Raw genomic sequence first — 24,597 nt, forward strand, 5'->3', positions numbered from 1 at the left:
AAGCGTGTCGGGATGCTGATGTAACGCTAGTGGAAAGACAGATAGCAAAACGCCCCGATATCGGGGCGCGTGCTTAGCTCTGCGGAAGGCGGAATTACTCGCCTTTTGCTGCAGCGCCTTTTTCGATCTGACGGGTAATGTACCACTGTTGTGCGATCGACAGCATGTTGTTGACCACCCAGTACAGCACCAGACCTGCCGGGAACCAGAGGAAGAAGAAGGTAAAGACGATCGGCAGCATCTTCATTACCTTGGCCTGCATCGGATCCGGTGGCGCCGGGTTCAGCTGCTGCTGGATGAACATGGTGGCGCCCATCAGGATCGGCAGAATGAAATAGGGATCCTTGAGCGATAGATCGGTGATCCATCCTAGCCACGGCGCCTGACGCATCTCGACGCTTTCCATCAGTGTCCAGTACAGCGCAATAAACACCGGCATCTGCACCAGGATCGGCAAACAGCCGCCCAATGGATTGATCTTCTCTTTCTTGTACAACTCCATCATGCCCTGGGACATTTTCTGACGGTCGTCGCCATGCTGTTCACGCAGCGCTTGCAGCTTGGGTGCAACGCGGCGCATGTTGGCCATGGAACGGTAGCTAGTAGCCGAGAGCGGGAAGAACACCAGTTTGATCAGCACGGTGAGCAGGATGATGCTCCAGCCCCAGTTACCGACAAAGCTGTGGATCAGGCTCAATACCCAGAACAGAGGCTGTGCAATCCACCACAAGAAACCGTAATCGACAGTCAGCTCCAGGCCAGGCGAAATTTCTTTCAGGCTGTCCTGGATCTTGGGGCCGGCATAGAAGTCGGCACTGATGCTGGCTTGCTGGCCAGGCTCGATGACGCTGGCCGGGCTGGTGAAACCGACAATGTAATTGCCGGCGCTGTCAGTGCGCGTCTGGTACACATGCTGTTGATCGGCAGCGGGAATCCAGGCTGTTACGAAGTAGTGCTGCAACCAGGCAACCCAGCCACCGCCGACCGTTTCCTTGAGGCGATTCTTGTCCATGTCGGACATCGACACCTTGGTGTAGGACTCGTCCGCACTCCAGTAGGCTGCGCCAAGATAGGTCGCCATGCCGGTAGCGCTGGAACTGGAAGGATCGCTGCTGTCATCACGCTTGATCTGACCGAACAGGTTACCAGTCCAAGTCTCGCCACTCTGGTTGTCGATGATGTAATCGACGTCTACCAGATACTCACCACGGGTGAAGGTAAAGCGCTTGATATAGCTGACATCGTTTTCTTCAAAACGCAGGTCTACTACCAACTGCTCGTCATCGCCCAGGCTGTAGCTCTGGCTTTCAGCACTGTACAACGGGCGACCGGCAGAGCGGGCATCCGGTCCGTTTTTACCGGTAAGCCCGCTTTGCGCTACGTAGGTCATAGCGTTGGAGTTTTCCAGAATCGGGAAAGGCAGATCAGGACGATCCTTGCGCACCGGATACTGGGGCAGTGACAAGGTCACCAGATCACCACCACGGGGATCAATTTCCGCCCGCAGTGTATCGGTCTCGATCCTGATCAGATTACCGCTGGTGTCGTCTGGCGTTGCCGCGGTTTGCGGCACTTCTGCGTCACCACCGGGCTCTACTGCAGGTGGGACATCACTGGTAGCGGCGCTGCTGTTACCAGTCTCGCCGGCATTCTGCGATTCGGGTAATGACGGGACTTCATCATTTCCAGACTGGCTGGATTCCGTGGCAACCGGCGGCAGTTCATCGCCCTGGCCATAATCAGCATTCCACTGCAAAACCATGAGATAGGTAATCACGAGCAAAGCAGCTATGAGGATATTTCGTTGCATGTTCATGGTTTATTGGTCATCTGAGAAGAAGGTGTGGCAGAGGCAGGCGGTACCGGATCGTATCCACCGGGATTCCAGGGATGGCAACGGCTCAAACGCTTAGCACCCAGCAGACTGCCCTGGATAAAACCATGTTGTTCAATGGCTTCTTGGGCATAGCAGGAACAGGACGGGTAGAAACGGCAATGACTGGCCATCAGCGGGCTGATAGCGTAGCGATATACCTTGATCACTCCGAGCGCGAGGTTACGCATTGGATGACGGGGGTCCGGAATGGCGTGAACGTGGCGGCTTGTCCGTTGACCGGGATAGCCTGCGCCACATGCCTTTGAACAGCTCATGTAACGCAGCATTATCCAGTTCACCCAGGCCCTTGCGAGCCAGGACGACAATGTCCAGATTGCCCAGTTCCGGCTTGTTCAGCCGGAATGAGTCTCGAGCTATACGTTTGATCCGATTGCGATCAACGGCTCGTCGGACACTTTTTTTGGCAATCACCAGGCCCAGTCTTGGCTGGTCCGTGGTATTTGCCTTGGCCAACAGCAAGACATAAGGCCCGGAAGCCTTGCGGGTGGCACCATCGAATACGTTCTTGAACTGACTTGGCGTTAACAGCCTGCACTCAGGACCGAATCCGAAATCCACCTGCAAAACCGGGTCTTAAGCTGACAGACGCTTGCGGCCTTTGGCGCGACGGCGTGCCAGTACGTTACGACCATTGGCAGTAGCCATGCGAGCGCGGAAACCGTGGTTACGCTTACGCTTCAAAACGCTGGGTTGAAATGTTCTTTTCATCTTGAGTTACCTGATTAATTCGCGTCAGAGCCAGTGAGCCCTTTCAAGGGACCGGCAATTCTAGAGAATAACCCTGTGCAGGTCAATTCGATTTACGCCCTGAAGACTATTAAAAACAATATAAAATCAATTCTTTAAAGAGATTAATGAAGTTAATACTAATGGTTAAACGATTTGCTGTGGATATCTGCAAAAACCACTTAGAAATCAGTTCGTTCCGTTGTACAAAAAGATGTGTGCAAGCGGTTGCTGGGCGGCGCGATCTCCTGTGTTCAGCCTGTGGATAGAAAGGCGTCTTATCCACAGGCGGTTTTATCCACCGTATTCGGGGGCGCTTACACACAATCTCCAAGCTGGCTTATGCACAATGCTCAAGGCCGCGCCATGCAAGGGATTTGCCATATGGGTCAACCAGTTCTGACTAAAGTAGCGGGTGTGATAGTGCTCTTTGAGCTACCAAGAGTGTGGATAAGTAGGCCCCGAAAGCGCTAGAATAGCCGCTGAAAATACGCCTTCAAATCGCCAGTAAACGGGTTTGATTTGTCCAACAATAAAGCCGTATGCGGCTGATGTTCCGGGGGATATTTGTGTCGGTTGTACTCTGGCAGCAATGCATCGATTTTTTGCGTGATGAGCTTCCATCCCAAGAGTTCAATACCTGGATCAGGCCTCTGCAGGTTGATGGCGATCAGACTGAGCTGCGCCTTTACGCGCCGAACCGCTTTGTCCTTGACTGGGTAAACGACAAATACCTCAATCGGGTTCAAGAGCTGCTTGACGACCTCTCCCAGGGTCAGGCGCCTTTGGTGTCTTTGCTTATAGGTAGTCGCCGGGTGGCGTCGACGGTGCGAGCGCAAGCGGGAGCTCCGGCTCCAGTGCAATCCGTTGCGGCGTCCGCGGATACCGTGCAAACCGCCAGTGCCCCGGTGACACCACGTACCCAGGTCATTGCTCAGGGCTTTCAGCCAGAGCAATCCCAGGGTGTGCGTATAGATGAAGAAGATCCGCGCCCGCCGCAGCGCGCTGATCAGGCCGGACCCAGTTCGCCAGTCATCAAGCACACCAGCTACCTGAACCGCAGCTTCACCTTTGAAAACTTTGTTGAAGGTAAATCCAACCAGCTGGCTCGCGCTGCCGCCTGGCAAGTCGCCGACAATCCCAAGCATGGATACAACCCGCTGTTCCTGTATGGCGGCGTAGGCCTGGGTAAGACCCACTTGATGCATGCCGTGGGTAACCATCTGTTGAAGAAGAATCCCGCAGCCAAGATTGTGTACCTGCACTCTGAGCGTTTTGTCGCCGACATGGTCAAGGCCTTGCAGATGAACGCGATTAACGATTTCAAACGTTACTATCGTTCTGTGGATGCATTGCTGATCGATGACATTCAGTTTTTCGCCAAGAAAGAACGCTCCCAGGAAGAGTTCTTCCACACCTTCAATGCGCTGCTTGAAGGTGGCCAGCAGGTCATCCTCACCAGTGACCGCTACCCCAAGGAAATTGATGGGTTGGAAGAGCGGCTCAAATCCCGGTTTGGTTGGGGGCTTACGGTGGCGGTTGAACCACCGGAGCTGGAAACCCGTGTAGCGATCCTGATGAAGAAAGCCGAGCAGTCGCGGGTCGATCTGCCGCATGACGCTGCTTTCTTTATCGCTCAGCGCATTCGCTCGAATGTGCGTGAACTGGAAGGTGCGCTTAAGCGAGTGATTGCCAGCGCGCATTTTATGGGTCGCGATATCACCATCGAGTTGATTCGCGAATCGCTCAAGGATTTGCTCGCACTGCAGGATAAGCTGGTGAGCATTGATAACATCCAGCGCACTGTTGCCGAGTACTACAAGATCAAGGTATCGGACGTATTATCCAAGCGTCGCTCGCGTTCGGTCGCAAGACCTCGACAAGTAGCCATGGCTCTGTCCAAGGAATTGACCAATCACAGTTTGCCCGAGATTGGTGATGCGTTTGGCGGCCGGGATCACACCACGGTTTTGCACGCCACTCGGAAAATTGCCGAGTTACGTGAAATGGATGCGGATATCCGCGAAGATTACAAAAACCTGCTGAGGACACTGACCACCTGATGTTCGGGTGCGGTGTTCAGCACAAGATAACCTGCACGAGGTCGAAGGAAGACAATGCAATTTACCATTCAGCGTGAAGCCCTGTTGAAACCCCTGCAACTGGTTGCCGGGGTAGTAGAACGTCGGCAGACATTGCCCGTGCTGTCCAATGTGCTGTTGGTAGTGGATGGTAGTACGTTGTCGATGACTGGTACCGACCTGGAGGTCGAGCTGGTCGGACGTATCAATCTGGAAGAGCCGGCAGAAGCGGGTGAGATTACCGTACCGGCGCGCAAGCTGATGGATATCTGCAAGTCGCTTCCTGATGACGTTGCACTGAGTTTCAAGGTTGAAGACAACAAGGCGATCATCAAGGCGGGCCGCAGCCGGTTTACCCTAGCTACTCTCCCCGCCTCCGACTTCCCCAATGTCGAAGACGGTCCTGGCTCACTCAGCTTTGCGATCAATCAGAATAAATTGCGCCGCCTTATCGAGCGCACCAGTTTCGCCATGGCGCAGCAGGACGTCCGTTACTATCTGAATGGCATGCTGCTGGAGATCAATAAAGGTCAACTGCGTGCAGTGGCTACTGACGGCCACCGCATGGCGATGTGTACTCAGGATGCGAATATCGATTATCAGGAACGCTATCAGTTGATCGTGCCGCGCAAGGGTATTCTTGAATTGGCTCGACTGTTGGGTGAAGCGGATGACCTGGTGAATATTGTCCTCGGCACTCATCACATCCGTGCAACCACAGGCGATTTTACTTTCACCTCCAAACTGGTTGACGGTAAATTTCCGGATTACGAGCGCGTACTGCCACGCGGTGGCGACAAGATCGTTATCGCCGAGCGCCAGGTACTGCGCAACGCATTCAGCCGTACCGCGATTCTGTCCAATGAAAAATACCGCGGTATTCGTTTGATGCTCAGCGATGCGTTGCTGAAAATTCAGGCCAACAACCCTGAGCAGGAAGAGGCCGAGGAAGATATCGCGGTCGAGTATGCAGGCAGTGCGCTGGAGATTGGTTTCAACGTTAGCTATCTGCTGGATGTGATGAACGTGCTTGGCAGCGAACAGGTCAAGATGATCCTGTCCGATGCAAACAGCAGCGCACTGGTGCAGGAAGCCGAATCCGATGACAGTGTTTACGTCGTCATGCCGATGCGTCTCTAAGCCCGTTTAATGCCCCTCAAAAAGCTATCCGTCACCGCGGTGCGTAACCTGCACCCGGTGACAATTTCCCCCTCCCCCCGCATTAATCTGATTTACGGCGATAACGGCAGCGGCAAGACCAGCCTGCTTGAAGCTATTCATATACTGGGTCTCGCTCGTTCTTTCCGCAGCACTCGCCTGCAACCGGTAATCCAGCACGAACATCAAGCCTGCACAGTCTTTGCTGAAGTGGCGTTGGCCAGCGGTCTGACTACATCGATGGGTATAACCCGAAGTAAGCAAGCGGATTATCAGATTCGCATCGACGGTCAGACTATCCGCAGTACCGCGCAACTGGCGGATACGTTGCCGCTTCAGCTAATCAATCCAGATAGCTTTCGTTTGCTTGAAGGCGCTCCCAAACAGCGTCGACAGTATCTTGATTGGGGTGTGTTCCACGTGGAACATCAGTTTCTCATCACGTGGCAGCGGGTGCAAAAAAGCCTCAAGCAACGGAATTCATTGCTGCGACGTGGTAGAATCGAACGTTCTCTGCTGACGCCATGGGAACTGGAGTTTTGTGAAGCCAGTGAGCGTATGGACGCCTTCCGGCAGGCCTATTTGCTAAAGCTCAAGCCCGCATTTGAATCGGTGCTTGGCCAGTTGATAGAGCTGGATGATCTGACTCTCAGCTACTTCCGTGGCTGGGATAAGGATCGCAGCTTGCAGCAGGTGCTGGATTCTCAGTTCGAACGTGATTGCCAGTTAGGTCATACCCAAGCTGGGCCGCAGCGAGCAGATTTGCGCTTGCGCATAAAAGGCATGAACGCTGCCGAGGTGTTATCTCGCGGGCAGCAGAAATTGGTTGTTTGTGCCCTGAAGATTGCTCAGGGACACCTATTAAAGGAGCGTGGCCGTCAGCAGGATTGTATTTTCCTGGTTGATGACCTGCCCTCCGAGTTGGACGAACAACACCGCAATGCCCTGTGCAGGCTTCTAGAAGCGCTCAACTGTCAGGTATTTATTACCGGTGTAGAAGCAGAACAGCTAGCGAACAGCTGGCAGACAGATACATCCTTGTCGATGTTCCACGTGGAACATGGGCACATTGTGCAGACCGACCGTCGTCTGGAGTGATTAAAAAATGACCGAAAATAGAGCCTACGATTCATCCAGTATCAAGGTACTTAAAGGCCTTGATGCCGTGCGGAAACGCCCCGGCATGTACATCGGTGATACGGATGACGGTACCGGTTTGCACCATATGGTGTTTGAGGTAGTCGATAACTCGATCGATGAGGCGCTGGCGGGTCACTGCAGTGACATCACCATCACCATGCATACCGATGAGTCCATCACCGTACGGGATAACGGCCGCGGTATCCCTGTGGATATGCACGAGGAAGGGGTTTCCGCCGCCGAGGTCATCATGACCGTGTTGCACGCTGGCGGTAAGTTTGACGATAACAGCTACAAGGTGTCAGGCGGCTTGCACGGTGTTGGGGTGTCAGTGGTCAACGCTCTGTCAGAAGAGCTTATATTGACCATTCGCCGGGCTGGCAAGGTCTGGGAGCAGACTTACAGCCACGGCGTGCCTCAGGAGCCTCTGAGAGAGGTTGGCGACACCGACACTACTGGTACGCAGATCCATTTCAAACCGTCAGCTGAAACCTTCACCAGCATCAGCTTCAGCTGGGACATCCTCGCCAAGCGTCTGCGTGAATTGTCCTTCCTGAACTCCGGGGTCGGTATTCATCTCTCCGACGAGCGCTCCGGCAAGAAGGAACTGTTCAAGTACGAAGGCGGTTTGCGCGCCTTTGTTGACTACCTCAACGTCAACAAGTCGACCATCAACTCGGTCTTTCATTTTGACTTGCAGCGCGATGACGGCATTGCCGTGGAAGTAGCGATGCAGTGGAACGACAGCTTTAATGAAAGCATCCTGTGCTTTACCAATAATATTCCGCAGCGCGATGGCGGTGCTCACTTGGCCGGATTCCGTAGCGCACTGACGCGGACTCTGAACAGCTATATTGAGCAGGAAGGTCTGCTGAAAAAGCTCAAGGTCAGTACCTCTGGTGATGACGCGCGGGAAGGTTTGACCGCGATCATTTCAGTAAAAGTGCCTGACCCCAAGTTTTCCTCACAAACCAAAGACAAGCTGGTTTCCTCCGAGGTAAAGACCGCCGTCGAGCAGGAGATGAACAAGTTCTTCTCCGACTACCTGCTGGAGAAGCCGGGCGAAGCCAAAGCCGTCGTCGGCAAGATGATCGATGCTGCGCGCGCTCGTGAAGCTGCCCGCAAAGCGCGTGAGATGACCCGCCGTAAAGGCGCGTTGGATATCGCGGGCTTGCCCGGCAAGCTGGCCGACTGCCAGGAGAAGGACCCGGCACTCTCCGAACTGTACATAGTGGAGGGTGACTCTGCGGGTGGCTCGGCGAAACAGGGCCGTAACCGCAAGACCCAGGCGATTCTGCCGTTGAAGGGCAAGATTCTCAACGTGGAAAAAGCCCGCTTTGACAAGATGCTCTCCTCCGCCGAAGTTGGCACCCTGATTACTGCTCTGGGTTGTGGTATTGGCCGCGACGAGTTCAACGTCGACAAGTTGCGTTACCACAACATCATCATCATGACCGATGCTGACGTCGACGGCTCGCACATCCGTACCTTGCTGCTGACCTTCTTTTTCCGGCAGATGCCGTTGCTGATCGAACGCGGCTATATCTACATCGCTCAGCCACCGTTGTACAAGATCAAGAAAGGCAAGCAGGAACAGTACCTGAAAGATGACGAAGCGCTTGAGGAATACCTCACGCAATCGGCACTGGAAGATTCCTATCTGTTTGTAAATGAAGATGCACCCGGTATTACCGGCGAAGGCCTGGAGCGTATCGTTCAAGAGTTTCGCTCGGTTATGAAGACGCTAAAGCGTCTGGCGCGTCTGTACCCGCTGGAACTGATGGAGCACTTTATCTATCTGCCGCGTTTGACTCTGGATAACCTGGCGGATAAAGCCTTTATGCAGAGCTGGGTAGCGCAGTTCGAAACCATGGTGAAAACTGGCGAGAAATCCGGCCAGCAATACGCTGTGAGCCTGCGGGAAGATAAAGAGCGCCACCTGTGGCTGCCTGAGGTTGAATCGATCTCACACGGCCTCTCAAGCTACTGCACCTTCAACCGCGATTTGTTCGCTAGTAACGACTACCGCACTATGGCGGAGTTAGGCGAGAAGTTGCAGAGCCTGTTGGAAGAAGGCGCGTACATGCAGCGCGGTGAAAAGAAAAAACCAATCACCCATTTCAAGGAAGGTCTGGAGTGGATGATGAGTGAGACTGCCCGCCGGCATACCATTCAGCGCTATAAAGGGCTGGGTGAGATGAACCCTGATCAGCTGTGGGAAACCACCATGGATCCGGAAAGCCGGCGGATGTTGCGGGTGAATATTGAGGATGCCATCGCGGCGGATCAGATATTCAACACGCTGATGGGTGACCACGTCGAACCGCGTCGTGAATTTATCGAAACCAATGCGCTGGCGGTGTCTAACCTCGACGTGTGATTAGTTGTGGGGGGGGTCTTGAGCTCCCCGCTGAATTACTCGTTTTAGGCGAGTCCAAGCATATGTTTAATCGCCCCGGTAAGCGCATATCTCAGGCGCACTGGGGCGATCAATCATTTGGAGGCCAGCTGTCGGAGACATTGAAATCTTCAATTCTCCCAGTCTCTTCGTTGACCTTCCTGAACTCTTCGATCTCGTCGGCTGTTAGATGAAGGACCGCTGCTCCCATTGTGAATAGCATAACGCCCATCTCATCATAGTTTTCTCTGGTCGGATTCCCGCACGATCCGCCCGAAAACCCAATCTCTTTCGCACTTGCCCTGACCATTTTCTTCGTCTCCATTGAGACCGCTCGGAAGAGGAGCTTGCCATCATGTTCAAATTTCTCTGTCGTGCAGATACTCATGAGCGTACGTGCTCGTCCCCAGTCGTTGGTGTAGATAAAGCTTCGCTCATTCGCTACTGCGGGTTGCGCGAGAAAAATCGTGATCCAAAGATATGATGTGAGTCTGGACATGGTGTGCTCCCTGCTGCCGCTCTTTCAAATGCGTTGCGCCTCTTGCTGTATAAATATCCCTAGGCGACATTTTGGTGGTTGTCAAATTCGGTCAGTAAACACGACTGCTGCTCAGCAGAGAGATGTGAGGTCATTATCAATGAGTAACGCAAGCTTTCTTAGCCATCACCAGCCTCAGTTGGCCGGCGAGCAACATCGTCGCGATCTACGGTGCGCTCAAAGATCGTTAAGGAGCATTTTCAACTGCCTGTAACTACGTAAAGCTGTAATATATCAGCAGAATGTCGATGTAGGCTGTCGAGTGAAATGGGCGGGCGCAGGCCGGGCGGAGTCGAGTGATGAGCAAAGGGCCTGATAAGCAAGATTGGTTTGCCGCTGGGCTGAAGGAGCGGTTGCCCAAGGAAATGCGCGATGCTTTCACCCCCGAACAGGTGCAAGCACTGAAGATTGCCTTCGGCGCCCGCCGGTGGGGGCGGCATCCGATAGATCTGCGCGGCACCGTCAATTTATGGCGGTCGCGTTATTACTTTGTATTCCTGCTGGGCCGCAACCATCGTGATCTCTCACGCACCGAAGAGTCGCTGTCACGGGCCGGTAAGGCTCTGATATTTTTCGGCTTTTTGGTTTTTTCGATGCTGGTCGGGCTCGTCGCTTTGTATATCTTGAAATCGGCTTTAGGCATTAATCTTTTCCCCAGTTTTTCCCTGGGTTTATGGGACTGGATAAAGGGAAGCTGACGCCTCCAGCACTTCCGCCTTATATAGAGCAGCACCACATGAATAAGACAGCCTCGGTCATCGGTCAACTCGAAACGCTTTCAGAGCAGTTGGAAGCGCTGGCGCCTTGCCCCTTCTCGCGCTCAATCTTTATCGGCTGGTTGGTCCAGCGGCTTCAATCGCTTCAGGGCGCGGGGCTATCCGGGAAAGAGGTCAAAGCTCAGCTGGAAGCAAGCTATCTGGCCTGGGTTGAATCTGCCTGAGCCGAACTTATTAAGGTCAGCCCCAGGAGCTCCGAGCTATTTGAAGTCGTCGGTCAGGTCAGAATCGAAGGAACTGGCAGCTTTTTCAGCAGGTCGGGGCGCTGCTACAGGTGCAGAAGCTGCAGCGGAGGACGACCCGGACGAAGCCTCCATTTTTGCCCGAAGCATCAAATCGTTGCGCGAGTCAGCCAGGCGCAAGGCTTCTTTGAGCGTAATGGCTTTTTCGCTTAGCAACTGAAACAGATGCTGGTCGAAAGTCTGCAGCGTGTTGTCATCGGTAGCGCGAGTCATGGCCGCACGGATGTCCTGGGTTTCGTCCCGGGCAATCAGGTTGACGATATAGGGCGTACGCACCATTACCTCGACGACCGGCAGCCGGGGTTTGTTGATACCCGTAGCCAATCGTTGGCCAATGATAGCAGCCAGGTTGGCGGCGATATCACCCAGCACCTGACTCCTGGAGTCCTCCGGAAACATATTGGCCATCCGGTCCACTGCCTGCACGGTATTCGTTGCGTGCATGGTGGCCAGCACCAGGTGACCTGTCTCGCTGTAGTGCAGTGCGTGTTGCATGGTGGCGCGGTCGCGTATCTCACCGATCATGATCACGTTCGGCGCTTCACGCAGCACGTTGTGCAACGCATCGGCAAAGCTGTGAGTATCCAGGCCGACTTCCCGTTGATCGATGATCGACTCCTTATGCTGGTGCAGGAATTCGATCGGATCTTCAATACAGACAATATGCCCGGCGCGGTTGCTGTTGCGATAGTCGAGCATGGACGCCAGGGTGGTGGACTTGCCTGATCCGGTCGATCCGGTGACCAGGATCAGGCCACGGTCGAGCATCACCAGCTTGCCGAGCACCGGCGGCACGCCCAGGTCGCTGAAGCTGGGAATCAGGTGATTGATATAGCGGATGACCATGGCGACTTCGCCGCGCTGCACGTACACATTGGCGCGAAACCGCCCTACGCCCTGCAACCCGACGGCGAGGTTCATTTCCAGATCGCGCTCAAATTCGCCGATCTGTTTTTCGCTCATCAAGGCATAAGCCATTGTTTTTACAGAGCCTTTCGCCATTGGCTCGTCACCGAGCTTAACGAACGCGCCCTCGCGCTTGATGGTCGCCGGCGCACCTACGCTGAGAAACAGATCCGAACCCTTGAGTTCGGCCAGACGCCGCAAGTACTCGTTGACCTCCATACGGCACAGCTCCCTATCGATGCAAAAGACTCAGGCGTAACCTTTCGGTCATTCCCCGCGCTGGGACGCCAGGGCCTGATTGATCCAGGCTTCAGTCTGCTTGTTGATTTCCACAATAGCACGCGGATCATTGCCTTTGGGGTACAGCGCCGGGCCGATCATGACCTTGATGGTGCCCGGGCGCTTGCCCCAGCCTACCTTGGGCCAGAATTCACCCGCATTGTGCGCCACAGGCACTACCGGCGCGTTGTTGGCACAGGCCAGTGCCGCCCCACCCCGGGAGAATTTGATGGTAGTTCCCGGCAGCATGCGCGTGCCCTCCGGGAACACCAGAATCCAGAAGCCTTCAGCCAGGCGTTTTCCGCCTATAAGGCTCAACTGCTTGAGTGAATCACGGCCATTCTTGCGGTCAATCGCAATCGGTTTAGCCAACGCAAAAGCCCAACCGAAGAAGGGGACATAGAGCAGCTCCTTCTTGATCAGTTGCGTCTGCGGCTGAAACACCTGTTGCAGGAAAAAGGTCTCCCAGGTGCTCTGGTGGTTGGCCAGAATGACGCCTGGCTGGTCGGGGATATTCTCCCGCCCAATCACTTCGTAGCGGATACCTACCAGGTGCTTGGTCAGCCAGATGGCCATGCGGCTCCACCAACTGATAATCAGCGTTGAGCGCAGCTTGGCGGAGGGTATAAAGGGCGTGATGATCAACATCAGAAAGCCCCAGATACCGGCACTGGCCGCCAGCAGCAGATAGAACAGGATTACGCGCAGGGGCATCAGCACAGACATGGTTCAGTTTCCAGAAGGTAATCGACCACAGCGGCCAGGTTGTCGAAAATCAGCGTGCCCTCAGGTAACGCTTTTTGTTCGGTCAATACGCCCTTGCCGGTGCGAACCAGAAAAGGTCTGCATCCGACGGCCACGCCGGCTTGCAGGTCACGCAGGCTGTCGCCGACGGTAGGTACTTGCTGCAAGGATAGATCAAAGTGCTCGGCTATCTGTCTGAACAAGCCTGACGCGGGCTTGCGGCAGTCACAACCGGCGTCCGGTGTGTGCGGGCAATAGCGAATCAGATCCACCTTGCCGCCCTGCTCTGCGACCAGCTCGATCATGTGCTGATGCATCGCCTGCAAGGTGACCTGGCTAAAATAGCCACGCCCCAGTCCGGATTGATTGGTGGCTACCGCGACGGTCCAACCAGCCTTGCTGAGACGGGCAATGGCATCGATCGAACCGGGCAGCGGCACCCATTCGTCGAGACTTTTGACGAAGGCGTCCGAGTCTTGGTTGATGACACCATCGCGATCAAGAATGATCAGTTTCATATAACTCCGGCTGCAAGCGCCAAACCGAGCCATGTAGCCGGTTTGGCGTTAACGCAAAAAGTACCTTATCCCAACAGCGAAATATCAGCGACGCCCAGAAACAACCCGCGCAGACGTGCCAGCAGTGCGTAGCGATTGGCGCGTACCGCCGGGTCTTCGGCGTTGACCAATACCTGGTCGAAGAAGGCGTCTACCGGCTCACGCAGGCTCGCCAAACGCTCGAGCGCGGCACTGTACTCGCGTTGAGCCGCTAGCGGCGTGACCGCGTGCTCAGCCTCGACAATGGCGGTGGCTAATGCCTGTTCAGCTGGTTCCTGCAACTGTACCAGGGTGATCTCGGCGGCGACCGGACTGTCGGCTTTGGCCAGGATATTCGACACGCGCTTGTTCGCTGCGGCTAGCGCCTCGGCTTCGGGTAGGCGGCGGAACAGTTGGACTGCTTGCACGCGCTGATCAAAGTCCAGTGGCGACGCCGGGCTGACGGCGCGCACTGCCTGGTACACCGCAACATCAATGCCCTCATCCTCGTAGCGTGCGCGCAGGCGGTCGAAGATAAAGTCCTGCACCTGGCCCGCGAGGTTTTCGCTCTTCACGCTGTCGCCGTACTGCTGCACAGCCACCTGAATCGCGGCATGCAGATCCAGTTCCAGACCTTTCTCGATCAGAATCCGCAGCACGCCAAGGGCGGCGCGGCGCAGGGCGTAAGGGTCCTTGCTGCCGGTCGGCAGCATGCCGATCCCGAAGATGCCGACCAGGGTGTCCAGCTTGTCTGCCAGCGCTACAGCGGCACCGGTCAGGGTGCTGGGCAGCTCGGCGCCGGCACCGCGTGGCATATATTGCTCGTTGAGTGCCAGCGCCACATCTTCAGCTTCGCCATCGTGCTGGGCGTAATAATAACCTGCAATGCCCTGCAGCTCGGGAAACTCGCCGACCATCTCGGTGGCCAGGTCGCACTTGCTCAGCAGGCCGGCGCGCGCGGCCTTGTCGGGCGCTCCGCCGATCTGCCCGGCGATAAAGGCGGCCAGGCTGGAAATGCGCTGGGCCTTGTCGAACACCGTGCCCAGCTGGGCCTGAAACACCACATTGGCCAGGCGCTGGTTACGGCTCTCCAGCGGGGTTTTCTTGTCCTGCAGAAAGAAGAACTCGGCGTCGGTCAGACGCGGGCGTACGACCTTCTCGTTGCCGGAGATGATCTGCGCCGGGTCCTTGGATTCGATGTTGGCCACGGTGATAAAGCGCGGCAGCAGTTTGCCATTGGCGTCCAGCAGACAGAAGTACTTCTGGTTGTCCTGCATGGTCGAGATCAGGGCTTCCTGAGGCACATCGAGGAAGCGTTCTTCAAAGCTGCAGACCAAAGGTACCGGCCACTCTACCAACGCGGTGACTTCATCCAGCAGGTCGTCGGGCATGATGGCAGTGCCCTGCTGCTCAGCCGCGAGTTCTTCTACGCGCTGACGAATCAGCTCGCGGCGTTCGGCGAAATCGGCAATCACGTGGCCCTTGCGCAGGTCATCGGCGTAGCTCGCGGGAATACTGATGCGAATCTCTTCGGGGTGATGAAAGCGATGCCCTCGTGAGGTGCGCGCAGCGTGCTGTGAGAGAATCTCCGCAGGAATGATTGAATCACCCTGAAGCATCACCAGCCACTGGGTCGGGCGCACGAACTCGGTCTTGCTGGCTGCCCAGCGCATGCGCTTGGGAATCGGCAACGCCGCCAGCGCGCGGTCGACAATGTCCGGCAGCAGATCGGCGGCGGGTTGGCCGGGAATGCTTTGGACATAACGCAGCTTGGGGCCACTCTGATCCAGATCAGCTACCGACACACCGCACTTCTTGGCAAAGCCTTCGGCGGCCTTGGTCGGCTTGCCTTCGCTATCGAAGGCGGCCTGCAGTGGTGGACCGTCCATCTGTTGCGTGCGATCCGGCTGCTGCACGGCGAGTTGGTCGACCAGAATTGCCAGACGTCGAGGCGCGGCGTAATAGCGCGCGCTCTGGAATTCCAGCCCGGCTTCGTTCAAGCCTTTTTCTACACCGGCGAGAAAAGCTTCTGCCAGCGTTTTCAGCGATTTGGGGGGCAGCTCTTCGGTGCCCAGCTCTACCAGAAAATCCTGAGCCTGCATTATTCGGCCTCCTTGAGTTTGGCCAGTACTTCGTCACGGAGTTCGGGCGTGGCCATTGGGAAGCCAAGTTTGGCTCGGGCTTGGAGATAGCTCTGGGCGATAGCGCGGGACAGCGTACGCACGCGCAGGATGTATTGCTGCCGGGCGGTTACCGAAATGGCCCGGCGCGCGTCCAGCAGGTTGAAGGCATGCGAGGCCTTGATCACCATTTCATAGGCTGGCAGCGGCAGTTCGGCGGCCATCAGACGGTTGGCCTCGCTCTCATAGAAATCGAACAGTTCCAGCTGCTTCTCGACATTGGCGTGTTCGAAGTTGTAGGTCGATTGTTCGACCTCGTTCTGATGAAACACATCGCCGTAGGTGACCTTGCCGAACGGGCCGTCGGAATAGACCAGATCGTAGACCGAATCGACACCCTGCAAGTACATCGCCAGCCGCTCGAGGCCATAGGTAATCTCGCCAGTCACCGGATAGCATTCAACCCCGCCGACCTGCTGGAAGTAGGTGAACTGGGTCACTTCCATCCCGTTCAACCAGACTTCCCAACCCAGACCCCAGGCGCCCAGCGTGGGCGATTCCCAGTTGTCCTCAACGAAGCGCACATCATGCACCTTGGTATCCACGCCAATATGATTCAGCGAATCCAGATACAGCTCCTGCATGTCGCCGGGGTTGGGCTTCAATACCACCTGGAACTGGTAATAATGCTGCAGGCGATTGGGGTTCTCGCCGTAGCGGCCGTCACCCGGGCGACGGCTGGGTTGAACGTAGGCGGCATGCCAGGTTTCCGGGCCGATGGCGCGCAGGAAGGTGGCGGTGTGAAAGGTGCCGGCGCCCATCTCCATGTCGTAGGGCTGGAGGATCACACAGCCCTTCTCTGCCCAGTAACTCTGCAGGGCAAGGATCAGGCCTTGGAAGCTTTGCGTGGCTGGATTGGTCTGAGTCACGTGATTTGTCCGGTTAGGCTTTAAAATAAAGGCCGCAGTATACAATCAGACGGCCCCGGACATACAGGAATGGCGTGGATTTGGCGGGCACTCCCAAGACCCGGCCATGTATAGCGAACTTGCGCACAGGCGATCAGTCTTCGGTTGGTCCTTCCAAGCAGGCTGCTACAATGCGTTCAACTTCAATTCGGGAATACCTCTATGGCCGCCATCGGGCGCTTCAACACCCTGCAGATCGTCAAGCACACCGGCTTTGGCCTCTACCTCGACGGCGGGCCCGATGGTGAGATTCTGCTACCCAACCGCTATATTCCGAAAGATACCCCGACCGAGGTGGAGGACTGGCTGAACGTCTTTATCTACCTCGACAGCGAAGACAAGCTGATTGCCACCACCGAGACGCCCAAGGCGCAGGTCGGCGAGTTTGCCAGCCTCAAGGTGGCAGAGATCAACCGGGTCGGATTGTTCCTCGACTGGGGGCTGCCGAAAGATGTGCTGTTGCCGCATTCCGAAGAAAAGCGTCCGCTTGAGGTCGGCAATTATTGCGTGGTCTATCTGTATCTGGATAAGCATACCCGCCGCATTACTGCGACCGCGCATCTGGATCGGCATCTGGACAAGACGCCGCCGCGCTACAAGGTTGGGGAGCAGGTTAACCTGCTGATCGCCGGGGTAACCGATCTGGGTTTCAAGGCGATCATCAATGGTCAGCACTGGGGCCTGGTGCACAAGAATGAAGCTTTCAAGTTCCTGCGCAACGGCATGCAGGAAGTCGGCTACATCAAGGAAATTCGCCCTGACGGCAAGATCAGCCTGAGCCTGCAACCGGTGGGTAGTGATGCTGGCGACGCATTGCAGCAGCAGATCATGCAACGGCTTGAGGAGCATGACGGCGTACTGATGATCAGCGATAAAAGTCCGCCGGAATTGATCGCCAAGGAGTTCGGCGTGAGCAAAGGCAATTTCAAAAAGGCCATTGGCGGACTTATGAAACTCGGCCATATTCGCATTCAACCGGATCGAATTGAAAAAGTCTGAGCGGGTGGATAACCACCCGATTCAGTATCAGGAGGGGTGATGTCCAGTTCCGAGATGGTACCGCAGCGCTGCCAATGGTGTTCCACCGACCCGATCTACCAGGCTTACCACGATAGCGAGTGGGGTGTGCCGGAATACGATGCGCAGCGCTTGTTTGAGAAGCTGCTGCTGGATGGCTTTCAAGCGGGGCTGTCGTGGATCACCATTCTGAAAAAGCGCGATCGTTATCGCGAGGTTTACCGCGACTTTGATCCGCAGTTCATGGCCAACCAGACCGATAACGACCTGCTTGATCTGCTTGAAGATACCGGCATCATCCGCAACCGTCTCAAGGTCAAAGGCGCACGGCAGAATGCTCAGGCCTGGCTGCGGCTGAGCGAGCAGACCGATCCTGGCGAATGGATGTGGCAGTTTGTCGGCGGCCAGCCGCTGATTAATCACTTCACCAGTATCAGTCAGGTGCCGGTTAAAACCGCTGAAGCGGAAGCCATGAGCAAGGCGCTGAAGAAAGCCGGTTTTACCTTTGTCGGCCCAACCATCTGTTATGCCTTCATGCAAGCCACCGGCATGGTTATGGATCACACCACCGACTGTTTTCGCTACCCCGTTCTTAGCGGCGCCGAGTAATGAGTCGGAGTTTTCGCCGGGCGTCTCGCCGCCCGGCTATCGGATCATTACAATGGCCGATTATCAAATGACGGGAGTAGCTTGTGGAGCGGCTTAAAGGCGCCATCATTGTCGGATTTCTCCGGCTGTTTTCCAGCTTGCCATTTGCCGTAGCGCAGCGTCTCGGCGCTGCCGTCGGTTGGCTGATGTGGAAATTGCCGAATCGCTCACGCGAGGTAGTCAGAACCAATCTGCGCCACTGCATGCCGGAGCTGAACACCGCAGAACTCGAAGATCTGGTGGGCAGAACCATGCTCGATACCGGCCGCAGCTTTGCAGAAAGTGCGTGTGCCTGGATGTGGAAGCCGCAGAAAACCGTGAGTCTGGTCAAGGAAGTTGAGGGTCTGGAAGTGCTGCAGGCCGCATTGGCCAACGGCAGGGGCATCGTCGGCATCACCAGCCATCTGGGTAACTGGGAAGTGTTGAATCACTGGTATTGTTCACAGTGCTCGCCGGTTATTTTCTATCGCCCGCCAAAGCAGAAAGCGGTGGATGAGCTGCTGAAAAAGCAGCGTGTGCAACTCGGCAACAAGGTGGCGCCCTCGACACGCGAAGGCATCATCAGCGTCATGCGCGAAGTGCGTAAGGGTGGCGCTGTGGGCATTCCGGCCGATCCAGAGCCGGCGCTCAAGAGCGGCGTGTTTGTACCCTTCTTTGCCGTGCAGGCACTGACCAGCAAGTTTGTGCCCAATCTGCTCAAGGGTAACGACGCCCAGGCAATCTATCTACATTGCCTGCGGTTGCCGGATAACGGCGGCTTCAAAGTCGTAGTGGAAGCGGCGCCCGAAGCGCTTTACAGTGACGATGCCGACGCCGCCGTAGCGAGCATGAGCAAGACCATTGAAAGTTATGTGCGGCGCTGGCCGAGTCAGTATATGTGGAGCATGAAGCGCTTCAAGAAACGCCCGCCGGGCGAGAAGAAATGGTACTGAGCCATCAATAACAACAACCGGATTGTCGGGGGGATAGACCATGCCCAATCAACGCCAGCATCCGCGCACGCCAATGCGTTGCCGGATCAAGATCAGCCATCCTGATGTCGGTGACCTCTATGGCTTCACTCGCGATTTGTCCGATGGTGGTGTGTTCGTTGAGAATCCCGATCTGACCTGCCTGCAACCGGGTACTGAAGTTCGCGGGCAGGTTCAGGACATGCCGATCGAAGCCCCGGTGCTGGCAATGATGGTGCAGCGGGCGATTCCGGGCGAAGGCATTGGTTTGGCGTTTATCGATGCTGAAGAGGACGCTGAAGACTAATCTCAGCGTCTCCAGAACATCGGGGTGAAGAGCACCAGCAGGGTAAAGACTTCCAGACGTCCGAGCAGCATGGCGAAGCTGAGTATCCACTTCACTGTCGATGAAAGCTCCCCGTAGTGCGTGGAGACCTCGCCCAGACCCGGCCCCAGGTTATTGATGCAGGCGGTCAATGCTGAAAAGGCCGTGACAAAGTCCAGCCCGGTGCCGAGCAGAATCAGAAACAGCACGGCAAAGGCAAATACGTATACCGCGCAGAACCCCCACACCGCCTCCACTACCCGATCCGGCACCGCCTTGTTACCCAGTTTTACCGGGAACACACCATGCGGGTGCAACAGTTTCTTGGTTTCCCGCGAGCCCTGTTTGTACAGCAGCAGCACACGGATAACCTTCATGCCGCCGCCGGTCGAACCGGCGCAGGCGCCAATAAAGCTCGCGTACAGCAGCAGGAACGGCAGAACCGTCGGCCAGGCCGAAAAGTCAGTGACGCCAAAGCCGGTGGTGGTCGCAATCGAGACAGTCTGAAAAGCCGCGTAACGAATCGATGTCCACACATCGTAATACTGGAAGTGGATCAGGATGACCGCGCAGACAATGAATAGCGCGGCGATGATCAGGATATAGGCGCGACACTCCGGATCCTGCCAATAGCTCTTGACTGAGCGGAAGCGCCAGGCGAGAAAGTGCAGGGCGAAGTTGATACCAGAAATCAGCATGAACAGGATGCAGATCAGTTCGATCAACGAACTGTCATAATGGCCGATGCTAGCGTCATGGGTGGAAAAGCCGCCAATCGCCACCGTTGAAAAGCTGTGGCCGACGGCATCGAACAAGCTCATACCGGCGGCCCAGTAAGCCAGGGCGCAGACTAACGTCAGACCGGCATAGATGTACCAGAGTACTTTCGCAGTTTCGGCAATTCGCGGGGTCAGCTTGTTTTCCTTCAACGGCCCAGGCATTTCCGCCCGGTACAGCTGCATGCCCCCAACACCCAGCATCGGCAAGATCGCCACCGCCAGTACGATGATCCCCATCCCGCCGAACCACTGCAATTGCTGGCGATAATAGAGCAAGGTGCGGGGCAGCGTATCCAGCCCGGTAATTACCGTCGCCCCGGTGGTGGTCAGCCCGGAGAAGGACTCGAAAACCGAGTCGGCGATACTCAGGTCGGGCATATCCAGCAGATACAAGGGCACCGCCCCGAACAGACCCAGTACCAGCCAGAACAGCACCACAATCAGGTAACCGTCGCGCGTGCGTAGTTCATTGCGCTGATGGCGCGCCGGGAGCCAGATCACCAATCCAGCAACCATGGTGATCAGGAAGGCGACAATAAATGCTTCGCGGGCCTGCTCGCCGTAAAAGAATCCGACCGCCACAGCGGGCAGCATGCTGGTGGAAAACAGCATCAGCAGAATGCCGAGAATGCGCTGGATCTGTGTGAACTGCATGCGCGTCCTTATCTGCCGTACATCAGGAAGAAATGATCATCAGAAGAACGTCAGCCCGACCTGGAACAGGCGTTCTACATCGCGAATATGCTTCTTGTCGATAACGAACAGAATCACGTGATCTTCGGACTCGACCAAGGTGGAGTCATGGGCAATCAATACCTCTTCGTTGCGAACGATCGCGCCAATGGTAGTGCCCGGGGGCAAGTCGATCTCACCGATCTTGCGGCCTACCACCTTGGACGAGCGCGAGTCGCCATGTGCGACCGCCTCGATCGCTTCCGCTGCCCCGCGGCGCAGCGAATAGACGTTGACGATGTCGCCGCGGCGTACGTGCGTGAGCAAGGTGCCGATGGTCGCCTGCGACGGGGAGATGGCGATATCGATCTCGCCGCCCTGCACCAGGTCCACGTAGGCCGGGTTGTTGATCAACGCCATGACCTTGCGTGCACCCAGCCGCTTGGCCAGCATAGAGGACATAATATTGGCTTCATCGTCGTTGGTCAGTGCGCAGAAGATGTCCACATCCTCGATGTTTTCCTCGATCAGCAGTTCCTTGTCCGAAGCGCTGCCGTGCAGCACGATGGTCTTGTCCAGGTTCTGCGACAGATAGTCCGCACGCGCCTTGTTCTTCTCGATAATGCGCACGTTGTAACGGCTTTCGATGGCTTCGGCCAGCCGCTCGCCGATGTTGCCGCCGCCAGCGATAAGAATACGTTTGTAGTTCTTCTCCAGCCGCCGCAATTCGCTCATTACCGCGCGAATATCGTGGGTGGCGGCAATGAAGAAGACTTCATCATCGGCTTCGATAATGGTGTCGCCCTTGGGGATGATCGGCCGGTTCTTGCGGAAGATGGCTGCTACCCGGGTATCGACGCCGGGCATGTGCTGGCGCAGAAAACGCAGCTCCTGGCCAACCAGCGGGCCGCCGTAATAGGCGCGTACCGCGACCAGTTGCACCTTGCCTTCGGCGAAATCCAGCACCTGCAAGGCACCCGGGTTTTCGATCAGGCGTTTGACGTAGGTGGTTACCGCCTGCTCCGGGCTGATAAGTACGTCGATCGGCACGGCTTCGTTATGGAACAGCCCGCCGCGGGTCAGGTACGCCGATTCGCGAATACGCGCGATCTTGGTGGGCGTACGGAACAGCGTGTAAGCCACCTGGCAGGCGATCATGTTGGTTTCGTCGCTGCTGGTAACGGCGATCAGCATATCCGCGTCATCGGCACCGGCCTGGCGCAGAACGGTCGGAAAAGAGCCTTTGCCGACCACGGTACGAATATCAAGGCGGTCGCTCAATTCGCGCAGGCGCGGGCCGTCGGTGTCTATCACAGTAATGTCATTGGCTTCGCTGGCCAGCTCGGCGGCCAGGCTGCCACCTACCTGACCGGCACCGAGAATAATAATTTTCATGTAACGGCTGTCCCCTTATCCTCAGGAGTGTAGCTCCGTGCCGTGTGGCTGGCGCTAACTTTCATCAGTTTTGCCAGATAGAAGCCATCATGGCCATTCTCTTGCGGCAGCAATTGCCGACCATGCGGCTGTGGCAGGCCGTAGTCGGCGACGATAGACAGCTCCCTCGCGCCGGGCTGGCGCTGAAGAAAGTCATCAATCACCTCAGTGTTTTCCTCGGGCAATACCGAACAGGTGGCGTACACCAGAATGCCGCCGACTTCGAGTGTCTGCCAGAGGCGGTCGAGCAGCTCGCCCTGCAGGGTCGCCAGTGCAGCAATATCTTCGGCCTGGCGAGTCAGCTTGATGTCCGGATGCCGGCGAATCACACCGGTGGCGGAACAGGGGGCATCGAGCAGGATGCGCTGGAACGGCTGGCCATCCCACCAGGCGTCGAGGTCGCGACCGTCTGCTGCTTTCAATGTCGCGCTCAAGCCCAGACGCTGCAGGTTGTCGCGCACCCGTTGCAGGCGCCGCGGCTCTAGGTCCAGCGCCACCAGCTCCTGCAGTGCTGGTTGCAGTTCAAGTATGTGGCAAGTCTTGCCACCCGGAGCGCAGCAGGCATCCAGCACGCGTTGCCCGGGTTGCAGTTCAAGCAGGGGGGCAGCCAACTGCGCGGCTTCATCCTGAACGCTGACCCGGCCCTTATTGAATGCAGGCAAACGATAGACGTCGCAGGATTGCTCAAGGCTGATACCCACCGGGCTGAACTCGCTGGCAGTAGCAGCGAAGCCGGCTTCAAGCAGGCTGATCAGATAATCCTCGCGCGTACCTTGCAACGCATTCACGCGCAAGGTCATCGGCGGGTGCAGGTTGTTGGCGGCACAGATTGCTTCCCAATGCTGCGGCCAGTCGGCCTTGAGCTGCTTCTGCAGCCAGCGGGGATGCGCCAGGCGAATGGTCGGGTCGCGTACCAGCCCTTCCAGTAGTGCTTCGCTTTCGCGCTGTGCGCGACGCAACACGGCATTAAGCAAACCTTTTGCCCAAGGCTTTTTCAGCGCTTTCGCGGCATTCACTGTTTCATCAATCGCGGCGTGGGCTGGAATGCGCGTAAACAGCAGTTGATACAGGCCTACCAGCAGCAGTGCGTGCAGATCCCGGTCGGCGGCTTTCAGGGGTTTTTCCAACAGGGCGTTCGCCAGGCCGTCCAAACGTTGAAACCAGCGTGCGGTACCAAACGCCAGTTCCTGGGTCAGCGCCTGATCGCGCTCGGCGACATGCTGCATTTGCGCCGGCAGACTGGTACCCAAGGATGCCTTGCCGGCCATCACGGTCGCTAACGCATTGGCAGCAGCCAGGCGCGGGCTCACAGGCCGTTGTCCAGCCGCTGCCCCGGGGCAAACTGATCGCGCCGTGCATTATAGATATCGCTGAAGTTCAGAGGCTTGCCTCCGGGTAGCTGCAGCCGGGTCAGGCGCAAGCTTCCGGTGCCGCAGCCGACGAGTAGTCCGGCTTTGCTGCAGTCGAGAATTTCACCGGGTTGGCCGTTGTCGGTTTCCGGCTCGGCGGCGTGCACTTTCAGCGCTTTTCCCTGCCAGCCAGCGTGGGCCAGTGGCCAGGGATTGAACGCCCGTATCAGCCGGCTCAACTCCAGCGCGGGCCTTTGCCAATCGATAGCCGCTTCGGCCTTGTTAAGCTTGTGCGCGTAGGTCGCCAACGCATCGTCCTGAACCTCGCCTTCCAGCGTGCCAGCCGCCAGTCCAGCGATAGCTTGAATGATCGCATCGGGACCCAGCTGTGCGAGCCGATCATGCAGGCTGCCGCCGGTGTCAGCGTCGGCGATGGGGGTGCGAACCTTGAGCAGCATCGGGCCAGTATCCAACCCGGCCTCCATGCGCATAACGGTAACACCGCTTTCATCGTCTCCCGCTTCTATTGCCCGTTGAATCGGCGCCGCTCCGCGCCAACGTGGCAGCAGCGAGGCATGGCTGTTGATGCAGCCCAGGCGAGGAATATCCAGCACCGCTTGCGGCAGGATCAAACCGTAGGCGACCACCACGAACAGGTCGGGTTTCAGCGCGGCCAGTTCCGCCTGTGCTTCTTCATTACGCAGGCTGGCAGGCTGGAACACCGGTAGCCCATGCTGCAGCGCCAGTTGCTTGACCGCGCTCATGGCCACCTTCTGCCCACGGCCGGCGGGGCGGTCAGGCTGACTGTATACGCCAACGACCTGCAAGTTGGCGTTTATCAGCGCCTGCAAGTGGGCAGCGGCAAATTCCGGGGTGCCAGCGAAAACAATACGTAGAGAAGAGGAGTCCATGCT

The 24,597-nt window shown here is 56.7% G+C and carries 24 protein-coding genes; 10 read left to right on the forward strand and 14 right to left on the reverse strand.

Translation table 11 applies throughout. From position 1 onward, the window contains the following. Positions 1–94 precede the first annotated feature (94 nt). Genes yidC through rpmH form a run of 4 tightly spaced genes read right to left on the reverse strand, consistent with a single transcriptional unit; the run spans position 95 to position 2,605 of the window. Positions 95–1,816: a membrane protein insertase YidC gene (gene yidC / locus DT594_RS12075; RefSeq protein WP_149332897.1), complete on the reverse strand. Its 1,722-nt coding sequence runs from the start codon at positions 1,814–1,816 to the stop codon at positions 95–97. Continuing rightward, complete coding sequence (gene yidD / locus DT594_RS12080; RefSeq protein WP_218574510.1) at positions 1,813–2,064, reverse strand: membrane protein insertion efficiency factor YidD; 252 nt, start codon at positions 2,062–2,064, stop codon at positions 1,813–1,815. Before yidD ends, yidC begins: the two co-directional genes overlap by 4 nt. Next, positions 2,057–2,455 carry a ribonuclease P protein component gene (rnpA, locus tag DT594_RS12085; RefSeq protein ID WP_096345641.1) on the reverse strand — a complete coding sequence of 133 codons (399 nt, stop codon included), beginning with the start codon at positions 2,453–2,455 and terminating at the stop codon, positions 2,057–2,059. The genes yidD and rnpA overlap by 8 nt, the downstream gene beginning before the upstream one ends. A gap of 15 nt (positions 2,456–2,470) precedes the next feature. Beyond that, positions 2,471–2,605 (reverse strand): 50S ribosomal protein L34, encoded by a 135-nt coding sequence (gene rpmH / locus DT594_RS12090; RefSeq protein WP_084671860.1) that lies wholly within the window; start codon positions 2,603–2,605, stop codon positions 2,471–2,473. Positions 2,606–3,174: 569 nt separating this feature from the next. Here rpmH and dnaA point away from each other — a divergent pair. From dnaA to gyrB, 4 genes are read left to right on the forward strand one after another with little or no spacing between them, the layout of a single operon-like run. Continuing rightward, positions 3,175–4,686, forward strand: coding sequence for a chromosomal replication initiator protein DnaA (dnaA, locus tag DT594_RS12095; protein WP_410402921.1), 1,512 nt, complete (start codon positions 3,175–3,177; stop codon positions 4,684–4,686). A gap of 54 nt (positions 4,687–4,740) precedes the next feature. Further along, complete coding sequence (dnaN, locus tag DT594_RS12100) at positions 4,741–5,844, forward strand: DNA polymerase III subunit beta (RefSeq protein ID WP_149332898.1); 1,104 nt, start codon at positions 4,741–4,743, stop codon at positions 5,842–5,844. Positions 5,845–5,853: 9 nt separating this feature from the next. Then, on the forward strand, positions 5,854–6,960 hold the full coding sequence (gene recF, locus DT594_RS12105; protein WP_149332899.1) for a DNA replication/repair protein RecF: 1,107 nt from the start codon (positions 5,854–5,856) through the stop codon (positions 6,958–6,960). Positions 6,961–6,967: 7 nt separating this feature from the next. Beyond that, positions 6,968–9,382: a DNA topoisomerase (ATP-hydrolyzing) subunit B gene (gyrB, locus tag DT594_RS12110; RefSeq protein WP_149332900.1), complete on the forward strand. Its 2,415-nt coding sequence runs from the start codon at positions 6,968–6,970 to the stop codon at positions 9,380–9,382. Between the two features lie 109 nt (positions 9,383–9,491). Here the strand turns inward: gyrB and DT594_RS12115 are convergent, their stop codons facing one another. Further along, the gene (locus DT594_RS12115; protein WP_149332901.1) at positions 9,492–9,899 is read right to left on the reverse strand and encodes a hypothetical protein; all 408 of its coding nucleotides are present in this window, start codon (positions 9,897–9,899) and stop codon (positions 9,492–9,494) included. Between the two features lie 338 nt (positions 9,900–10,237). On the opposite strand from DT594_RS12115, the gene DT594_RS12120 reads away from it, so the two are divergent. Both DT594_RS12120 and DT594_RS12125 read left to right on the forward strand, forming a co-directional pair. Continuing rightward, a complete protein-coding gene (locus DT594_RS12120; RefSeq protein WP_149332902.1) occupies positions 10,238–10,636 on the forward strand; it encodes a 3-phosphoshikimate 1-carboxyvinyltransferase in 399 nt (132 codons plus the stop codon). 38 nt (positions 10,637–10,674) lie between these two features. Further along, positions 10,675–10,878: a hypothetical protein gene (locus DT594_RS12125; protein WP_149332903.1), complete on the forward strand. Its 204-nt coding sequence runs from the start codon at positions 10,675–10,677 to the stop codon at positions 10,876–10,878. A 36-nt stretch (positions 10,879–10,914) separates the two neighbouring features. On the opposite strand, the gene DT594_RS12130 is transcribed toward DT594_RS12125, so the two are convergent. From DT594_RS12130 to glyQ, 5 genes are all read right to left on the reverse strand, one after another. Further along, positions 10,915–12,081: a PilT/PilU family type 4a pilus ATPase gene (locus DT594_RS12130; RefSeq protein ID WP_149332904.1), complete on the reverse strand. Its 1,167-nt coding sequence runs from the start codon at positions 12,079–12,081 to the stop codon at positions 10,915–10,917. A gap of 48 nt (positions 12,082–12,129) precedes the next feature. Next, complete coding sequence (locus DT594_RS12135; protein WP_149332905.1) at positions 12,130–12,867, reverse strand: lysophospholipid acyltransferase family protein; 738 nt, start codon at positions 12,865–12,867, stop codon at positions 12,130–12,132. Then, entirely contained in the window at positions 12,855–13,403 is a 549-nt protein-coding gene (gmhB, locus tag DT594_RS12140) for a D-glycero-beta-D-manno-heptose 1,7-bisphosphate 7-phosphatase (protein ID WP_149332906.1), read from the reverse strand. The genes DT594_RS12135 and gmhB overlap by 13 nt, the downstream gene beginning before the upstream one ends. A gap of 65 nt (positions 13,404–13,468) precedes the next feature. Further along, positions 13,469–15,523 carry a glycine--tRNA ligase subunit beta gene (gene glyS / locus DT594_RS12145; RefSeq protein ID WP_149332907.1) on the reverse strand — a complete coding sequence of 685 codons (2,055 nt, stop codon included), beginning with the start codon at positions 15,521–15,523 and terminating at the stop codon, positions 13,469–13,471. Next, positions 15,523–16,470, reverse strand: a complete 948-nt coding sequence (gene glyQ, locus DT594_RS12150; protein WP_096345508.1) for a glycine--tRNA ligase subunit alpha — start codon at positions 16,468–16,470, stop codon at positions 15,523–15,525. Before glyQ ends, glyS begins: the two co-directional genes overlap by 1 nt. A 201-nt stretch (positions 16,471–16,671) precedes the next feature. Between glyQ and DT594_RS12155 the strand changes: the two genes are divergently transcribed. From DT594_RS12155 to DT594_RS12170, 4 genes are all read left to right on the forward strand, one after another. Further along, on the forward strand, positions 16,672–17,508 hold the full coding sequence (locus DT594_RS12155; protein ID WP_149332908.1) for a CvfB family protein: 837 nt from the start codon (positions 16,672–16,674) through the stop codon (positions 17,506–17,508). Between the two features lie 39 nt (positions 17,509–17,547). Next, positions 17,548–18,135, forward strand: coding sequence for a DNA-3-methyladenine glycosylase I (locus DT594_RS12160; RefSeq protein WP_246164627.1), 588 nt, complete (start codon positions 17,548–17,550; stop codon positions 18,133–18,135). Positions 18,136–18,218: 83 nt separating this feature from the next. After that, the gene (locus DT594_RS12165) at positions 18,219–19,106 is read left to right on the forward strand and encodes a lysophospholipid acyltransferase (RefSeq protein WP_149332909.1); all 888 of its coding nucleotides are present in this window, start codon (positions 18,219–18,221) and stop codon (positions 19,104–19,106) included. A gap of 40 nt (positions 19,107–19,146) precedes the next feature. After that, a complete protein-coding gene (locus DT594_RS12170) occupies positions 19,147–19,431 on the forward strand; it encodes a PilZ domain-containing protein (RefSeq protein ID WP_149332910.1) in 285 nt (94 codons plus the stop codon). Positions 19,432–19,433: 2 nt separating this feature from the next. Here DT594_RS12170 and DT594_RS12175 read toward each other — a convergent pair whose 3' ends face one another. The 4 genes from DT594_RS12175 to fmt are packed head-to-tail and all read right to left on the reverse strand — an operon-like array spanning position 19,434 to position 24,594. Further along, entirely contained in the window at positions 19,434–20,882 is a 1,449-nt protein-coding gene (locus DT594_RS12175; RefSeq protein WP_096345501.1) for a TrkH family potassium uptake protein, read from the reverse strand. A gap of 39 nt (positions 20,883–20,921) precedes the next feature. Then, positions 20,922–22,295, reverse strand: a complete 1,374-nt coding sequence (gene trkA, locus DT594_RS12180) for a Trk system potassium transporter TrkA (RefSeq protein ID WP_096345500.1) — start codon at positions 22,293–22,295, stop codon at positions 20,922–20,924. Next, positions 22,292–23,644, reverse strand: a complete 1,353-nt coding sequence (gene rsmB, locus DT594_RS12185; protein ID WP_149332911.1) for a 16S rRNA (cytosine(967)-C(5))-methyltransferase RsmB — start codon at positions 23,642–23,644, stop codon at positions 22,292–22,294. Before rsmB ends, trkA begins: the two co-directional genes overlap by 4 nt. Beyond that, positions 23,641–24,594 carry a methionyl-tRNA formyltransferase gene (gene fmt / locus DT594_RS12190; protein WP_149332912.1) on the reverse strand — a complete coding sequence of 318 codons (954 nt, stop codon included), beginning with the start codon at positions 24,592–24,594 and terminating at the stop codon, positions 23,641–23,643. The genes rsmB and fmt overlap by 4 nt, the downstream gene beginning before the upstream one ends. Positions 24,595–24,597 lie beyond the last annotated feature (3 nt).

Origin of the sequence: Halopseudomonas laoshanensis (assembly GCF_008365385.1) — a bacterium.
GTDB lineage: Bacteria > Pseudomonadota > Gammaproteobacteria > Pseudomonadales > Pseudomonadaceae > Halopseudomonas > Halopseudomonas laoshanensis.

Coding starts and splice junctions, on each gene's coding strand:
- recF (WP_149332899.1), top strand. CDS start 5,854: ATGCCCCTCAAAAAGCTATCCGTCACCGCGGTGCGTAACCTGCACCCG.
- yidC (WP_149332897.1), bottom strand. CDS start 1,816: ATGAACATGCAACGAAATATCCTCATAGCTGCTTTGCTCGTGATTACC.
- DT594_RS12135 (WP_149332905.1), bottom strand. CDS start 12,867: ATGTCTGTGCTGATGCCCCTGCGCGTAATCCTGTTCTATCTGCTGCTG.
- DT594_RS12130 (WP_149332904.1), bottom strand. CDS start 12,081: ATGGAGGTCAACGAGTACTTGCGGCGTCTGGCCGAACTCAAGGGTTCG.
- glyS (WP_149332907.1), bottom strand. CDS start 15,523: ATGCAGGCTCAGGATTTTCTGGTAGAGCTGGGCACCGAAGAGCTGCCC.
- dnaN (WP_149332898.1), top strand. CDS start 4,741: ATGCAATTTACCATTCAGCGTGAAGCCCTGTTGAAACCCCTGCAACTG.
- DT594_RS12170 (WP_149332910.1), top strand. CDS start 19,147: ATGCCCAATCAACGCCAGCATCCGCGCACGCCAATGCGTTGCCGGATC.
- gyrB (WP_149332900.1), top strand. CDS start 6,968: ATGACCGAAAATAGAGCCTACGATTCATCCAGTATCAAGGTACTTAAA.
- DT594_RS12125 (WP_149332903.1), top strand. CDS start 10,675: ATGAATAAGACAGCCTCGGTCATCGGTCAACTCGAAACGCTTTCAGAG.
- DT594_RS12115 (WP_149332901.1), bottom strand. CDS start 9,899: ATGTCCAGACTCACATCATATCTTTGGATCACGATTTTTCTCGCGCAA.
- gmhB (WP_149332906.1), bottom strand. CDS start 13,403: ATGAAACTGATCATTCTTGATCGCGATGGTGTCATCAACCAAGACTCG.
- dnaA (WP_410402921.1), top strand. CDS start 3,175: ATGTTCCGGGGGATATTTGTGTCGGTTGTACTCTGGCAGCAATGCATC.
- DT594_RS12155 (WP_149332908.1), top strand. CDS start 16,672: ATGGCCGCCATCGGGCGCTTCAACACCCTGCAGATCGTCAAGCACACC.
- DT594_RS12160 (WP_246164627.1), top strand. CDS start 17,548: ATGTCCAGTTCCGAGATGGTACCGCAGCGCTGCCAATGGTGTTCCACC.
- DT594_RS12175 (WP_096345501.1), bottom strand. CDS start 20,882: ATGCAGTTCACACAGATCCAGCGCATTCTCGGCATTCTGCTGATGCTG.
- fmt (WP_149332912.1), bottom strand. CDS start 24,594: ATGGACTCCTCTTCTCTACGTATTGTTTTCGCTGGCACCCCGGAATTT.
- rpmH (WP_084671860.1), bottom strand. CDS start 2,605: ATGAAAAGAACATTTCAACCCAGCGTTTTGAAGCGTAAGCGTAACCAC.
- yidD (WP_218574510.1), bottom strand. CDS start 2,064: ATGCGTAACCTCGCGCTCGGAGTGATCAAGGTATATCGCTACGCTATC.
- DT594_RS12120 (WP_149332902.1), top strand. CDS start 10,238: ATGAGCAAAGGGCCTGATAAGCAAGATTGGTTTGCCGCTGGGCTGAAG.
- trkA (WP_096345500.1), bottom strand. CDS start 22,295: ATGAAAATTATTATTCTCGGTGCCGGTCAGGTAGGTGGCAGCCTGGCC.